The sequence below is a fragment of the Franzmannia pantelleriensis genome (assembly GCF_900102875.1).
Lineage (GTDB): Bacteria > Pseudomonadota > Gammaproteobacteria > Pseudomonadales > Halomonadaceae > Franzmannia > Franzmannia pantelleriensis.
The window spans coordinates 216266-229819 of the sequence record NZ_FNGH01000009.1; the positions used below are offsets into that span (position 1 = coordinate 216266).

At 64.4% G+C, this 13554-nt stretch carries 17 protein-coding genes, 1 tRNA gene and 2 rRNA genes; 11 read left to right on the top strand and 9 right to left on the bottom strand.

Features of this window, described 5'->3' with window-relative positions:
- Positions 1–52 precede the first annotated feature (52 nt).
- A complete protein-coding gene (gene phbB, locus BLT16_RS13165; protein ID WP_089658969.1) occupies positions 53–799 on the bottom strand; it encodes an acetoacetyl-CoA reductase in 747 nt (248 codons plus the stop codon).
- Positions 800–982: 183 nt separating this feature from the next.
- Here phbB and BLT16_RS13170 point away from each other — a divergent pair.
- A tRNA-Met gene (locus BLT16_RS13170) sits at positions 983–1059 on the top strand.
- A 320-nt stretch (positions 1060–1379) separates the two neighbouring features.
- Here the strand turns inward: BLT16_RS13170 and BLT16_RS13175 are convergent.
- Positions 1380–2144: a DUF3750 domain-containing protein gene (locus tag BLT16_RS13175; protein ID WP_089658970.1), complete on the bottom strand. Its 765-nt coding sequence runs from the start codon at positions 2142–2144 to the stop codon at positions 1380–1382.
- A 104-nt stretch (positions 2145–2248) separates the two neighbouring features.
- Here BLT16_RS13175 and BLT16_RS13180 point away from each other — a divergent pair, with 104 nt between their 5' ends.
- Entirely contained in the window at positions 2249–3172 is a 924-nt protein-coding gene (locus BLT16_RS13180; RefSeq protein ID WP_089658971.1) for a thioredoxin family protein, read from the top strand.
- Between the two features lie 24 nt (positions 3173–3196).
- Here BLT16_RS13180 and BLT16_RS13185 read toward each other — a convergent pair whose 3' ends face one another.
- Positions 3197–4378: a MalY/PatB family protein gene (locus BLT16_RS13185; RefSeq protein WP_089658972.1), complete on the bottom strand. Its 1182-nt coding sequence runs from the start codon at positions 4376–4378 to the stop codon at positions 3197–3199.
- Between the two features lie 44 nt (positions 4379–4422).
- Here BLT16_RS13185 and BLT16_RS13190 point away from each other — a divergent pair, with 44 nt between their 5' ends.
- From BLT16_RS13190 to BLT16_RS13215, 6 genes are read left to right on the top strand one after another with little or no spacing between them, the layout of a single operon-like run.
- Positions 4423–4848 carry a hypothetical protein gene (locus BLT16_RS13190; RefSeq protein WP_089658996.1) on the top strand — a complete coding sequence of 142 codons (426 nt, stop codon included), beginning with the start codon at positions 4423–4425 and terminating at the stop codon, positions 4846–4848.
- Positions 4849–4873: 25 nt separating this feature from the next.
- Entirely contained in the window at positions 4874–5695 is an 822-nt protein-coding gene (locus tag BLT16_RS13195) for a hypothetical protein (protein WP_089658973.1), read from the top strand.
- Complete coding sequence (gene ybaK / locus BLT16_RS13200) at positions 5692–6159, top strand: Cys-tRNA(Pro) deacylase (RefSeq protein WP_089658974.1); 468 nt, start codon at positions 5692–5694, stop codon at positions 6157–6159. Before BLT16_RS13195 ends, ybaK begins: the two co-directional genes overlap by 4 nt.
- Positions 6160–6218: 59 nt before the next feature.
- Entirely contained in the window at positions 6219–6545 is a 327-nt protein-coding gene (locus BLT16_RS13205) for a hypothetical protein (protein ID WP_089658975.1), read from the top strand.
- Complete coding sequence (locus tag BLT16_RS13210; protein ID WP_089658976.1) at positions 6517–7038, top strand: DUF501 domain-containing protein; 522 nt, start codon at positions 6517–6519, stop codon at positions 7036–7038. The genes BLT16_RS13205 and BLT16_RS13210 overlap by 29 nt, the downstream gene beginning before the upstream one ends.
- Positions 7039–7082: 44 nt before the next feature.
- On the top strand, positions 7083–7646 hold the full coding sequence (locus BLT16_RS13215; protein ID WP_089658977.1) for an LOG family protein: 564 nt from the start codon (positions 7083–7085) through the stop codon (positions 7644–7646).
- Here the strand turns inward: BLT16_RS13215 and BLT16_RS13220 are convergent.
- Both BLT16_RS13220 and BLT16_RS13225 read right to left on the bottom strand, forming a co-directional pair.
- Complete coding sequence (locus tag BLT16_RS13220; RefSeq protein WP_089658978.1) at positions 7643–8176, bottom strand: hypothetical protein; 534 nt, start codon at positions 8174–8176, stop codon at positions 7643–7645. The genes BLT16_RS13215 and BLT16_RS13220 overlap by 4 nt on opposite strands.
- Positions 8177–8261: 85 nt before the next feature.
- Complete coding sequence (locus BLT16_RS13225) at positions 8262–8765, bottom strand: tetratricopeptide repeat protein (protein ID WP_089658997.1); 504 nt, start codon at positions 8763–8765, stop codon at positions 8262–8264.
- Between the two features lie 227 nt (positions 8766–8992).
- Between BLT16_RS13225 and BLT16_RS13230 the strand changes: the two genes are divergently transcribed.
- On the top strand, positions 8993–10024 hold the full coding sequence (locus BLT16_RS13230; RefSeq protein ID WP_089658979.1) for an NADP(H)-dependent aldo-keto reductase: 1032 nt from the start codon (positions 8993–8995) through the stop codon (positions 10022–10024).
- A gap of 95 nt (positions 10025–10119) precedes the next feature.
- Positions 10120–10899: a peroxide stress protein YaaA gene (gene yaaA / locus BLT16_RS13235; protein ID WP_089658980.1), complete on the top strand. Its 780-nt coding sequence runs from the start codon at positions 10120–10122 to the stop codon at positions 10897–10899.
- Here the strand turns inward: yaaA and BLT16_RS13240 are convergent.
- Positions 10892–11467 carry an isochorismatase family protein gene (locus BLT16_RS13240; protein WP_089658981.1) on the bottom strand — a complete coding sequence of 192 codons (576 nt, stop codon included), beginning with the start codon at positions 11465–11467 and terminating at the stop codon, positions 10892–10894. The genes yaaA and BLT16_RS13240 overlap by 8 nt on opposite strands.
- A 95-nt stretch (positions 11468–11562) precedes the next feature.
- Here BLT16_RS13240 and BLT16_RS13245 point away from each other — a divergent pair, with 95 nt between their 5' ends.
- On the top strand, positions 11563–12384 hold the full coding sequence (locus BLT16_RS13245) for a Tim44 domain-containing protein (RefSeq protein ID WP_089658982.1): 822 nt from the start codon (positions 11563–11565) through the stop codon (positions 12382–12384).
- 70 nt (positions 12385–12454) lie between these two features.
- On the opposite strand, the gene BLT16_RS13250 is transcribed toward BLT16_RS13245, so the two are convergent.
- From BLT16_RS13250 to BLT16_RS13260, 3 genes are all read right to left on the bottom strand, one after another.
- A complete protein-coding gene (locus tag BLT16_RS13250) occupies positions 12455–12652 on the bottom strand; it encodes a hypothetical protein (RefSeq protein WP_089658983.1) in 198 nt (65 codons plus the stop codon).
- A gap of 608 nt (positions 12653–13260) precedes the next feature.
- Positions 13261–13376 (bottom strand): 5S ribosomal RNA (gene rrf, locus BLT16_RS13255).
- A gap of 81 nt (positions 13377–13457) precedes the next feature.
- A 23S ribosomal RNA gene (locus tag BLT16_RS13260) occupies positions 13458–13554 on the bottom strand; the annotation flags it as partial.

Below are 13554 nucleotides of genomic sequence, written 5' to 3' on the forward strand. Positions count from 1 at the left end.
GGGCCTCGCGCTCTCTAGTGGCACCGAGGTGCCACATGCTGGCATGCACGGCTCAGCCCATGAACTGACCACCGTTGATATCGAGGTTGGCGCCGGTGATATAGCCGGCCTGCTTGTCAGCCAGGAACACCACCGCGTGGGCGATCTCCTCAGGTGTCCCGTAGCGCTTCACGGGGATCGTCTCGCGAATTGCCTCGCGTACCTTCTCGGGAATCTTCATGATCATGTCGGTAGCGATATAGCCCGGCGACAGTGTGTTGACGGTGATGCCCTTGGTCGCCGTCTCCTGCGCCAGCGCCATGGTCAAGCCGTGCATACCGGCCTTGGCCGCCGAGTAGTTGACCTGGCCGAACTGCCCCTTGCGGCCATTGATCGACGAAATGTTGATGATCCGCCCATAGCCATCCTCGAGCATGTCATTGATCACACAGCGGCAGGTGTTGAAGACACTGTTGAGGTTGCAGTCGATCACCTCGTGCCACTGCTCGGGGCTCATCTTCTTCATGGTGGTATCACGCGTGATGCCGGCGCAGTTGACCAGCACGCTGACCGGGCCGTAGGTATCGCGAATCTCCTTCGCACCGGCCTCGCAGGCCTCATAGTCCACCAGATTGGCGCCCGACAGGGCGATGTTGTTATAGCCGTCGGCACGCTGAGTCTCTAGCCAGCTCTTGGCCTTATCGGGATTGTTATAGCCGGCGACTACCTGATAGCCCGCCTCGGCCAAGGCCCGGCAGATGGCGGTTCCAATACCACCGGTGCCACCGGTGACCCAGGCAACGGGTGCTGAGTTGGTCATATGCAATTCTCCCTGATACCGACGCCGCAACAGCAGCGACGCGGTTCAATGCGTCCAGTCTCGAGTGGTGAGCGCCAATCCTCTGCGCCCACCCCCAGTATGGCTGCTCTGCGGCGGACTGCACGAGCGTTTAAGCCACTATTGACGCAGCGCAAGAAAGGTGTAGAATACGCCTCACGTTGATGCGGGGTGGAGCAGTCTGGTAGCTCGTCGGGCTCATAACCCGAAGGTCATCGGTTCAAATCCGGTCCCCGCTACCAAATATAGAAAGGAGCCAGTTCCTACGGGAGCTGGCTTTTTTCGTTGTTGAGCCGATGACCGGTCATCGGTTCGCTCTGGTTTCAAGGTCAGCGGTCCCCGCTACCAAATATGAAAAAGCCGATACTCGAAAGGGTGTCGGCTTTTTTGTGTCCAGTCGCAGGGCCGCAGAAAAGCTCCGGGCTCGGCTCTTTATCACCCCAGGAAGGTCATCGGTTCATATCCGGTCCCCCCGCTACCAAATATAGAAAGGAGCCAGTTCCTACGGGAGCTGGCTTTTTTCGTTGTTGAGCCGATGACCGGTCATCGGTTCGCTCTGGTTTCAAGATCGGCGGTCGTGTCCGGCAACCGCCGGCGCCATGCCCAGCCGCCCGACGCCGGGCAGCTTGAGCGCCGGTCGCAGGACGTCGACACCGAAGGTCAGGCCGAGCAGGGTGATCTCGAGGCCCTCGACTCGCGCCAGGCTGATGCCGAACAGCCCCCCCAGCGCCAGCTGGTAACCGCTACCGCTGGTGGTCGGCGCCCACCATTCGCCGAACAAGTAGTCACGCCCTACCGCAGTCACCGGCAGCGCCACCTCGAAGCCCGGCACCTCGCGCATCACCCAGGCCACGAAGGAGTTGCTGTTGGGGCCCGGCCAGGCTCGGTAGCGATCAGGCGCCGGATAGTCGGCGATAGCCGCGTCGATCAGCGGCACCAGCGCCGCTGCCGCCTCGCCGCGATAGTCGGCCAACAACGTCGGCGGATTGCCGAACCAGGCGCGATCCGGGGTGTCGACGCCCGATACCACCGTCGGCCGGCGCCAGCTCAGCACGTGATGCAGGCGAAAGTCCTCTTCTCCCTCGGCGCGGGTCACGATCCAGGTATGCACCCCGAACGCGCCACGCCAGCCGAAGGCCCGCGCGGCATAGACCTGCACCACCGGCGTACCCGAGGTCTCAGGCGCCAGACCTGCGGGGGAGCGATCCGCAGACGACCAGTGCCGGTCCAATGGCACTGCCCCACTGGCCAGCATCCACAGCGGCCCGGCCAACAGGAGTGCCATCATCAGCAAACCAGCCCCCATGCCACGCAGCATGATTTTCATTGATCGCGCCTCCTGCCGCATAGGCCAAATCCTGGCACAGGGCTTGAATCCCGCCGCTACGGCCCGCATCTTGCGTGTAAATCCGCCCGTTTCAAGGTCATCGCATGCCTATCATCGATCCCAACAGCGGTCAGCCGCTGACCAGCCCCGATTCCTCCGAGACCAACGCTGCCGCATCGGCCGATGTCATCGTCGATATCGACATGAGCAACTTCCAGCAGGTGGTGCTGGAAGGGTCGATGCAGACCCCGGTGCTGCTCGACTGCTGGGCGCCCTGGTGCGAGCCGTGCAAGAATCTGATGCCGGTCCTCGAGAAGCTGGCTCGGGAGTATAACGGCGCCTTCATTCTCGCCAAACTCAATATCGACGAGCACCAGCAGATCGCCGCCCAGTTGGGGATTCGCTCGGTGCCCGACGTCAAGCTGATCATGCAGGGTCAGCTGTTCGATGAATTCCAGGGCGTGCTACCCGAGAAGCAGATCCGCGAGTGGCTGGCGAAGTATATCCAAGCGCCGGAGGATGCGCCGCAGAGCCCTGAAGAGCAGGCCCAAGCAGCACTGGACGCCGGTGATGCCACCACCGCACGTGGCATCTTCGAGCAGCTGTCCCAGGCGCACCCCGATCACGTCGACTACCGCATCGACCTGGCCGGTGCCCTGCTCGCCGAAGGCAATCCCGACCGCGCCCGTGCAGTGCTCGATGGCCTCCCCCCGGAGGACCGCGACGCCCCCAAGGCGCGCGGCGTAAGGGCACGCCTGGAGTTCGGCGAAGAGGCACCCAGCGCCGAGGCGCTGGCGGCGCTCGAGGGCCGTGACGACAGCGAAGCGCACTACCTGCGCGCCCTGCGTCAGGTCGCCGACGGCAATTACGAAGCCGGCCTCGACGCGCTGCTGAAGCTGATGCAGCGAGACCGCGCCTACGGCGACGACCTGGCCCGCAAGACCCTGCTGCGCGTGTTCGATGCCCTGGGCGCCGACCACCCGCTAACGGTGACCTATCGTCGCCGGCTATTCGCCATGATGTACTGAGCGATCCGGCTTAGCCCGATATGTCTAGCGGCACAAGCGCGCGTCTAGGCGCGCCAGTGCCGCCTCCAGCTGCGCCTCGGTGGTGCCGAAGTTGAGCCGCACAAAGCCCGGCCAGCCGAAGTCAGCCCCGTCCGACAGGGCGACACCGGTCTCGCTCAGCAGGACCTGCTGGGGGCAGTCTCCGAGGCCGGCGTGGCGCATGTCGATCCAGGCCAGATAGGTCGACTGGGGGAGATGCATGCTCACCCCCGGCCACGTCGCCACACGCTCGGCCAGGCGCTGCCGATGCCCGCGCAGCACCTCGAGCAGCGCCTGACGCCAGGGATCGCCCTCGGCATAGGCTGCTTCTGCGGCAACCAGCCCGAGGACATTGGGGTCGGACTGCAGCCCTTTCATCTGAGCGGCGAAGCGCTTGCGCAACCCCGGGTCGGAAATCACCGCGCAGGCACAGGTCAGGCCGGCCAGGTTGAAGGTCTTGGACGGCGCCCACAGGGTGATGGTGCGCGCCGCCAGCGCAGGGAAGGCGGCCGCCAGCGGCCGATGCCGGGCCCCCTCATCGAGCAACAGGTCGCAGTGCAGCTCGTCGGAGACCACCAGCAGGTCGTGCTTTTCCACCAGCGCGGCCAGTCCTGCCAGCTCCGCTTCCTGCCAGACACGCCCGGTCGGGTTGTGCGGATGACACCATAGCAGCAGCCGCGTATCGTCAGTGATCGTCGCTTCCAGCGCATCGAGGTCGAGACGCCAGGGCTCGCCCGGCGCCGCCGGTTCCGCAAGCGGCGCCTGCTGCGCCACCCGCCCGGTGCGCTCGGCAACCTTGAGAAACGGCGGGTAGATCGGCGTCACGGTGAGCACACCGTCGCCAGGCTCGGTCAGCGCCAGGCTTGCCAGGTGAAGCGCCGGCACCACGCCGGGTAGCCACAGCTGCCAATCGGGGTCGATCGGCCAGTCATAGTGGCTGGCACTCCAGTCACACAGGGTGTGTCGCAGGCTATCGGGCACCAGCCCATAGCCGAATACGCCGTGTCCGACTCGCGCCTGCAGCGCCTCGATCACCGCCGGCGGTGACACGAAATCCATGTCGGCGACCCACAGCGGCAACACATCGTCGCTGTAACGATGCCATTTCTGCGACGGCCACTCGGGATTATTGCTGCGGGTGTCGGGCGGATGCCGACGCGCCACCGGCGTGGCAAAATCGAACTGCATGACGTCACTCCACTCACTGGTCAGCCAAGGAATCGCCTTTGAACATGCCTGAAAGCCCCTTCTATGCCAAGGCCATGCGTGGCGCCTCACGGCTGGTCGGCCACTGGCTGCTACTGGGCCAGGCCGATCCCGATCGTTTAGCCATGATTCTTGCCGACACCGCTCGGGTCGCCAAGCTAGGCGAACCCGAGGAGACGCCCGACGGCGCTACCCTCGGCGCCTGGAGCGGTGATACCACGCCACCGCTGTGGGCGGCCCGCGCCGCGACCTTCCTGCTGCTGCAGATGCCGGCCAAGCCGGCCCCACGCGATGAGCTGGAGGCCTGCGCCTGGGCCTACTGCTGGCTGCGGCTGCGCCACTTCGATACCCTCGCCGACGCGCAGGCCGCGCTGCCGCCCCACCTCGCCGAACCGCTGGCTGAGGCCCTGCCCGCCGCCTGGCACGATCATCAGCAGCTGCGCCTGATATGATCGCCTCTTTGTCCAAGGAGGCGTCATGGACGTGCCGCTAAGCTGGCAGCTCGCTAAACTCGCGCTGTCGATCGCCCTGGTGCTGGGCCTGTCGTCGATCGCAGTGCGCGTCAGCGCCCGCGTCGCCGGGCTACTCGCCGGCTATCCGCTGGGCACCTCCATCGCGCTGCTGTTCATCGGCCTGGAGATTTCACCCGGGTTCGCCGCGCAGAGCGCGGTGCACACCCTGGCCGGGTTCACCGCTACCCTGGCACTCGGTGCCGGCTACCTGGCCTGCGGTAACCGCGATGGCCTGGGCGGCATTCTGCGCGGCTGCGCGGGTGGCTTCGGCGCCTGGTTGGCGGTCAGCCTGCTGCTGACCCAGCTCGATTTCACCCGCCTCACCGGCACCCTGACCACCCTGGCGGCAATCATGGTAGTGACATGGCGCTATCGGCGGGTACCGGAGAACCGCACGCCGCCCCCAGGACGTTTCTCGTGGACGGTGATGGCCCTGCGCGCAGCGCTGGCCGCGCTGATCATCGTGGTGATTACCAGCCTCGCGCACTGGGTACCGGCCGCCTGGGCGGGGGTCATGGCCGCCTTCCCTGTGACGCTGTTCCCGTTTCTGATCATGCTGCATCTGTCACACGGCGCCGCGCCGGTGGCCACGGTGATCAAGCACTTTCCCGCCGGCCTTGGCTCGCTGCTCAGCTATACACTGTGCGTATCGCTGACCTACTCTACCCTGGGGCTGGCCTGGGGCACGCTGATCGGCTTTGGCGTAGCCACGCTTTGGCTGCTGGGCTGGTCGCAGTGGCTGAGCTGGCGCCGCGCGCAGCGAGCGATGCAGGAGGCTCGCACATGACCCCAGCCATCAAGGCGCTGGAGCGCGCCAAGATCGCCTACCAGCTGCTGGAGTATCCTCACGATCCGCGTGCAACGGCCTACGGCTTGGAAGCGGCCGAAGCGCTGGACCTGTCGCCTGCGTCGGTATTCAAGACGTTGCTGGCACGGCTCGACGACGACCGCCTGGTGGTGGCCATGGTGCCGGTCAACACCCAGCTCGACCTCAAGGCACTGGCCCGGGCCGCCGGCGCACGCAAGGCCAGCATGGCCGACCCAGGCGATGCTGAGCGCGCCACCGGCTTTGTGGTGGGCGGCATCAGTCCGCTGGGGCAGAAGAAGCGTCTGGCGACCTTTATCGATACCAGCGTCGAGGGATGCGACCCGGTGTATGTCAGCGGCGGACGCCGCGGCCTGGAGATTGCCCTGGCCAGCGCCGACCTGATTGCGCTGACCTCCGCCCGGCTAGCCCCCTTGGCCCGATGACTGAGCCGAGCGACCGGTTATGCTGTCTGAACAGTGACGCCCTTATTTCGGGAGTTCCCATGGCGATCCGCTACAATCTCTGGCTGGACCCAGACAACATCGCTCAGCACCGCGCGGTGGAAGCCGACCTGGAGCGCTACTTCGTGGAGCGCTTCGCCGACTACCCACATATCCGGTTGTTCGGGGCCGACCCCTACGATTATGATGCCCCGTTCAATCGCCTCTATGACGTACTGATGGCCCGCGCCGCGGAGTACTGCGAGCGCCAGTGGCGCTACGTGGCCACGCCGGTGCAGCTCAACCAGGCGTTCTTCCGCGCCGTGGGGCGCTCGAACAAATTCCTGCGAGATCCTGACGATGGTGCTCCACCCCGACACGATGCCTGACGCACGCCAGCTGGCGATCATCTCCGAACAGCTGGGCCGCACGCCGCGCGGCATCCAGGCCCTGGCGGCCACCGACGGCGAGGGCACGCCATTGGTCCTGCGCATGGCCTCGATCGTCGACGGCAAGCCCTTCCCGACGCTCTACTGGCTAAGCTCCGAGCGACTCAAGATCGAGATTTCGCATATCGAGGCGGCCGGGGTCATCAAATCGCTGGAGGCGCGCCTGCAGGAGGATCCGGCATTTCTTGCCGCCTACCACGACAGCCACCGCGACTACGTCGCCCAGCGCTGGCAGCATATGTCCGCCGAACAGCAGACCGAGGCCGAGCGCCGTGGCTACACGGCGCTGCTCCGAGAGCGTGGTATCGGCGGGATCGGCAACTGGGACCAGGTGCGCTGTCTGCACACCCAGTACGCCCATCACCTGTGCGGTCACAACGTCATTGGCCAGTGGCTGGATGCCGAATACGGCGTGGCCGATTGCCTCCCCTGAACGGCTGGCAGTGCTAGGATAGAGGGCCATTCAAGGAGGACGCCATGGCCAATATCTGTGTCTATTTGGGCTCTCGCGAGGGTCGTGAGCCGCATTTCCGCGCCGCTACCGAGGCGCTGGGCGCCGAAATCGCCCGCCGCGGCCATCGCCTGGTCTATGGCGGTGCCCGCATCGGCCTGATGGGAGCCCTGGCGGATGCCGCCATGGCCGAGGGAGGCAAGGTCACCGGCGTGATGCCGCACCACCTGGTCGAACGCGAGCAGGCCCATCACGGCCTCAGCGAGCTGATTCGGGTAGCCAACATGCACGAGCGAAAAGCCAGCATGGCGGCACGAGCAGACGCTTTCATCGCCCTGCCTGGCGGTATCGGTACTCTGGAAGAATTGTTCGAGGCCTGGACCTGGCAATATCTCGGCCTGCACGATAAACCCATCGGCGTACTCGACACCGGCGGCTTCTACACCCCGCTACTGGGCTTTCTCGACAACACCGTGGCCCATGGTTTCCTCAACCCCGAAACCCGCGCCAACCTGCTCTCCGCCGAGACACCCGCTGCGCTGCTGGATCATCTAGAAAACCACCTGGCTGGCGGAGGTATCACTCGCTAGCCTGGGCCTAGCCCTCGCCGGCGATGTGCCGCGCGGGCGTCCACCAGCGCCCGCGTACGAGCAAAGGTGAGCTGCAGCAGTCGGGCATCCTCACCGGCGCGGTGACGCTGAATACCGCGCTCGCGAATCAGGGTCTCCTTGGTGGTCTGCCATAGCGCCAACTGTTCATCGCACAGCAGCCTGCGTAGCGCCTCCAGGCGAAAGCGCGGCAGCATTCCGGCATGATGAAACAGCAGCGACAGCCAAGTGTTGTCGTAGCCCCAGCTGTCGCTGTAGGCCACGCCCTGTTCGGCGAGCTCATCATTGAGCCAACGCGCCACCTCGATCACCGGATGCCCTTCCCGGTTCAGGCGATTGCGCGAAATGCCATGCAGCAGCTCGGCCTTGGGATCCCAGTGGGTCCACTCATCCAGCGGCTGGATGAGAAAGGCGCAGCTCGAACCGTCGGGCCGCGCCAGGCCTACCTCGATCGGGTAGCTGCCGCGTCCAAACCCGGACGCTTCGATATCCAGCAGGGTAGGCAAGGCCACGTGGTAGGCATCCTCTGAAAACGCATAGGCCTGATCGAGCGCTCGATCAGGCCTATAGGGTAAGGGCTAAGCTCGCCGCGGTCGACTAGTGGCGGGTGGCCGTCTCCGGCATCTCGAGGCCGGCATGCTGATCGGCCAGCCGCTGCCAGTACTCGGCACGCTGGCAGTCGACGGCCAGGCCCAATTGCCCATGGCGATAGGCATCGGCCAGGCGCGCGGCGGCCAGCGCGTGGCCGGCTTCGCCGGCACGCGCATACCAGGTCACCGCATGATCATCTCGACGCGGATACTGGGCGCAGCCGTGCTCGTAGATTGCCCCGGCCTGGTACTGGGCGCGCTCATCGCCGCTGTGCGCGGCCTGCAGCACATAGCGCGCCCCCTTGGCCTTGTCCTGGGGGCTAGCGCCGCGATGGAACAGCATATGCCCGTACACTGACAGTGCGGCGGTGTGGCCGGCATCGGCACAGCGCTGAAAGAGATGCATGGTTAGACGCTGAGTGCGCGGCGAACGCGGCAGCCAACGGGTATGAAACAGCTGCTCCGCCAGGCGATACTCAAGACGGGTGAACAGTGAAGATGCCTGCGGCATGGCAAACAACCTTGATCCTGTAAACGGTGCGATGATCCTGACGGCACTCCCCTGTACCTGATCATCACGCGCTTGACGACTGGCTCTTCGGGCTCCGCCGGGCCAACGGGTCGCAAGCATACGCCCCCTGCACAGGCGACTCAACCCCCGAGATTTGCCGCTTTGGTAGCCCCCCGCTAACATGCCTGTGGGACCTGTTACGTTCTTTCCCCGACCTGGAGTGACGAATGCAGATTCGACCCCTTGGCGATACCGGCATCGACGTCAGCCGGCTGTGCCTTGGCACCATGACCTTCGGCGAGCAGAACAGCGAAGCCGAGGCCCATGAGCAACTCGACCGTGCCGTGGCATTCGGCATCAACTTCATCGACACCGCCGAGATGTACCCGGTACCGCCCCAGGCCGACACCCAGGGCCGCACCGAGGCCTATATCGGCAGTTGGCTCAAGCAGCGCGGCGCTCGCGACGACGTGATCCTGGCCACCAAGGCGGCCGGCCCAGGCCTCGAGCATATCCGCGGCGGCCCGCGCATGTCCCATGGCCATATCCACAAGGCGGTAGATGCCAGCCTGGCACGACTGCAGACCGATTATATCGACCTCTATCAGCTGCACTGGCCGGATCGCAGTACCAACTATTTTGGCCGCCTCGGCTACGAGCACGACGAGGATGAGGATGCCATCCCGCTAGAAGAGACCCTGGCCGCGCTCAAGGAGCTGGTCGACGCTGGCAAGGTGCGCGCCATCGGCCTCTCCAACGAAACCCCCTGGGGGGTGATGCGCTGTCTGCGGCTGGCGGAGACCCTCGGCGTGCCGCGGGTCGCCAGCGTGCAGAATCCTTACAACCTGCTCAATCGCAGCTTCGAGGTTGGCCTGGCCGAGATTGCCCACCGCGAGGGCGTCGGCCTGCTGGCCTATTCGCCGCTGGGTTTCGGCGTATTGTCCGGGAAATACCTCGACGGCGCCCAGCCACCCAAGGGCCGCTTGACGCTCTACCAGCGCTTCAAGCGCTACACATCGGAGGTAGCCGAAGAGGCCACGCGCGCCTATGTACAGATCGCCCGTGAGCACGGCCTCGACCCGGCGCAGATGGCGTTGGCCTACGTCAATTCACGGCCGTTCCTGACCAGTAATATCATCGGTGCCACCAGCATGGAGCAGCTCGAGTCCAACCTGGCCAGCGAGTCTCTCAGGCTCGACCAGGAGGTCGTCGACGCCATCGAGGCGGTCCACCAACGCCTGCCCAACCCCTGCCCCTGACACCCGAGGCGCGGCCTATCATCTCGATAGCCGCGCCGACACGATGGGCTTGATATACTGGCCGACAGATACTTTCGGGTCACAAGGAGCGCCCCATGCTGAGCGTGATATCCCCCGCCAAGACACTCGACTTCGAGACCTCTCCCTCGACGACTACCCACAGCCTGCCGGACTACCTCGACCACAGTCAGCAGCTGATCGATATTCTGCGCGACTACTCGCCGCAGCAGCTATCCGAGCTCATGGGCATCAGCGACAAACTGGCCGGGCTAAACGCTGCACGCTTCGCCGAGTGGCAGCCGCCGTTCGATCTCGATAACGCCAAGCAGGCTGCTCAGGCGTTTCAGGGCGATGTCTACGTCGGTCTGGAGGCCGCCAGCTTCAGCGAGGAGGACAACGTCTTCGCCCAGGAGCATCTGCGCATCCTCTCCGGGCTCTATGGCCTACTCAAGCCGCTCGATCTGATCCAGCCTTACCGCCTGGAAATGGGTACGCGGCTGCCCAACAACGCCGGCAAGGATCTCTACGCTTTCTGGAAACCGACTCTGACCCGCGAACTCGACCAGGCCATCGCGCGCAGCGGTAGCCGGGTACTGGTCAACCTGGCCTCTAACGAATACTTCAAGGCAGTAGATGCCAAGGCACTCGACGCCGAGGTCATCACCCCCGTCTTCAAGGATGCCAAGAACGGGCAGTACAAGATCATCAGCTTCTACGCCAAGAAAGCCCGCGGCCTGATGAGCGCCTGGATCATCCGCCAACGCATCAACGATGCCGAAGGGCTCAAGGACTTCGACGTCGCCGGCTATCGCTACAATGCGGCCATGTCAGAGGGCAAGACGCTGGTATTTACCCGTGAGGAGAACGCTAGCTGAAGCTCAGCGGGCGCGACGCGCGCTCGCGCAGGAAGCGACGATGAATGCCCTTGAAGCGCTCATCGTCGCAGCGCCCAAGCCACTCATAGGCCACCATGTCGGCACTCACCACCACTGCCCCCGCCTGCACCGCTCGCTGCCTGGCCAGACGCGCCTCATCGCGACGGCGACTGACCGTGGCCTCGTCCAGCCAGAAGACCGCATAGCCCGCCTCGCGCAGCCCCAGGGCGGTCTGTAGTACGCAGATATGCGCTTCGGTGCCGCACAGCACGATTTGACGCCGCCCGCTGGCCGCCAGCGCCTCGGCCAGGGGCACCTCATCCAGCGCCCCGAAATGTGACTTCTGCCAGCAGCAGGCATCTGGTAGCGCCTCGAGCAAGCGCGGGTCGCTGTGTCCCAGGCCTTCCGGGTACTGCTCGGTCAGCCATACCGGCACCTCAAGCTCCGTGGCCAGCCGCCCTAGCCATACCGCCTCAGTGACCGCTTGCTCTCCGCCCTCGATCACCGGCAGCAGCCGCGCCTGCAGATCGACCACCATCACCAGGCTATCCTCCAGCACCATACGCATTGCGCGTCCTCATCTTCGACCTGCGGGCATTCAGCATAGCCCCGCGACAGGGTATTCTTGAAGCCTTCCGATGACCGATGAAGAGACCTCGTACGATGCGCAATCTGTTTGTGATGCTGCTGGTGGGCATGATGGGCTTCGGCCTTGCCATTGAGTATGCCGAAGCGCGCCGCATGGGCGGCGGTGGAAATATCGGCAGCTTTTCGCGCTCGGCGGATCGCCCTGCCTCCACGCCGGCCCAGGCCGGACAACCCACCAATGCCGCACAGGCCGGGGCGCGCGCTGGCAGCATGGGGGGCATGATGGGCGGACTGCTAGCCGGCGGACTGCTTGCGGCGCTGTTCTTCGGTGGCGCCTTCGACGAGCTGCGGCTGATGGATCTCCTGCTGATGGCGGGACTCGGCTTCCTGCTGTTCCGGCTACTGGCGCGTCGCCGTCTGGCCACGGCCGGCAGCGAGCAGCCAGTCCCCCAGGGAGAGGCGCGCGCCCAAGCGTTTCAGGCAGCACCCGGCGCCATGTCAGGAGCGGGCCCCGAGCTAGGCAGCCTGCCGGCCTGGTTCGACAAGGAGCGCTTCCTGGGAGGGGCCAAGGAGCATTTCATGACCCTGCAGCGGGCCTGGGACAACAACGACCTGGGGGGAATACAGGAGTACGTAACGCCGGAACTCTACAACCTGTTACGGGAAGAGCGCGCCCAACACCCGGCCAACAATCGCACCGAGATCATCCGTCTGTTCGCCGAACTTGGCGACGTACGCGAGACTGGTCAACAGGCCGAGGCAACCGTGATCTTCCACGGCATTCTCGAGGAGAACGGCACCCAGACAGAGTTCAACGAGACCTGGCACCTGACGCGTAACTTGCGTGCTGGTGAGCCCTGGTACTTGCAGGGTATCGAACAGAACGCCAGCCACTGATGTATGACATTACCGACCATAAAGGCCAGGCATTGCCTGGCCTTTTACATGCTTTATGGCTGAGCAAGGATCAGTTCTGAGCCTCTTCAGCGCTTTCTTGAATATCCTCGCCCAGCTCCTCCATGCCTTCGCCGGCATCCTCCATGGCGTCGTCGATGTTTTCTCCGGCTTCCTCTGCCGGGCCTTGATCATCACAGGCAGCAACACCGCCAAGAGTCATCGCCATCAGCGCTGCCAGTCCCAGCTTACGTAACATCGTCATTTTCATCTCTGTCTCCTCCTGAGAACATGGGCATGGGTAGGTATTTCCTGATACTAGTGGCTGCGATCAGGCTCACAGCTGTTGCTTGCCCGGCGACACTAGCAAAATAGTCGGCCTAGCGTCCAATCATTGGTACATAACGACAACTCCCCAGCCTCTAGAAGGCTGGGGGGTTGAATGAGGATGGGAGCCCCGCAAACGACGAAGCCCCGACCATCTCATGATGACCGGGGCTTCTAAATAAGTGCCTGACGATGTACCCGGTCGGCGTCCCGATACTCGACTCGTCTCATCCTGAGACTCGCCCTTCGGGCCCGCTGAAGCGGTTCCCGTTTGTTCCCGACAAACGGGTCGCATGCGGGTGAGACCGCCCGGCCCTTCGCGGCACCGCCGCGAGGGCGGTCGAACGCCCCGAGCCGGCGAGGGGCCGGCCCGCGAAGCGGCCCCACGTATAAAGAGCGGGTTTCCCCATGCCCATGAAAAAACCCCAAGCACTGGATGCTCGGGGTTTTTTCGGGATAAGTGCCTGACGACCCGGGCGGCGCTCCGCTACTCTCCATGGGAGACCCTCAAACGGCAAAGCCCCGACCAATGGCCGGGGCTTCTAAATAAGTGCCTGACGATGACCTACTCTCGCATGGGGAGACCCCACACTACCATCGGCGCTGAGCGGTTTCACTGCTGAGTTCGGCATGGGATCAGGTGGTTCCCGCACGCTATGGTCGTCAGGCGAAAAACAAAGGAATCATGCCAACGATACGTCTCAACGCATCCGCAACTGCGTCGTAATCCACAGACCCCTTGGGGTTATATGGTCAAGCCTCACGGGCCATTAGTACACGTTAGCTCAACACATTGCTGTGCTTCCACACCGTGCCTATCAACCAGCTAGTCTCGCTGGGCCCTTC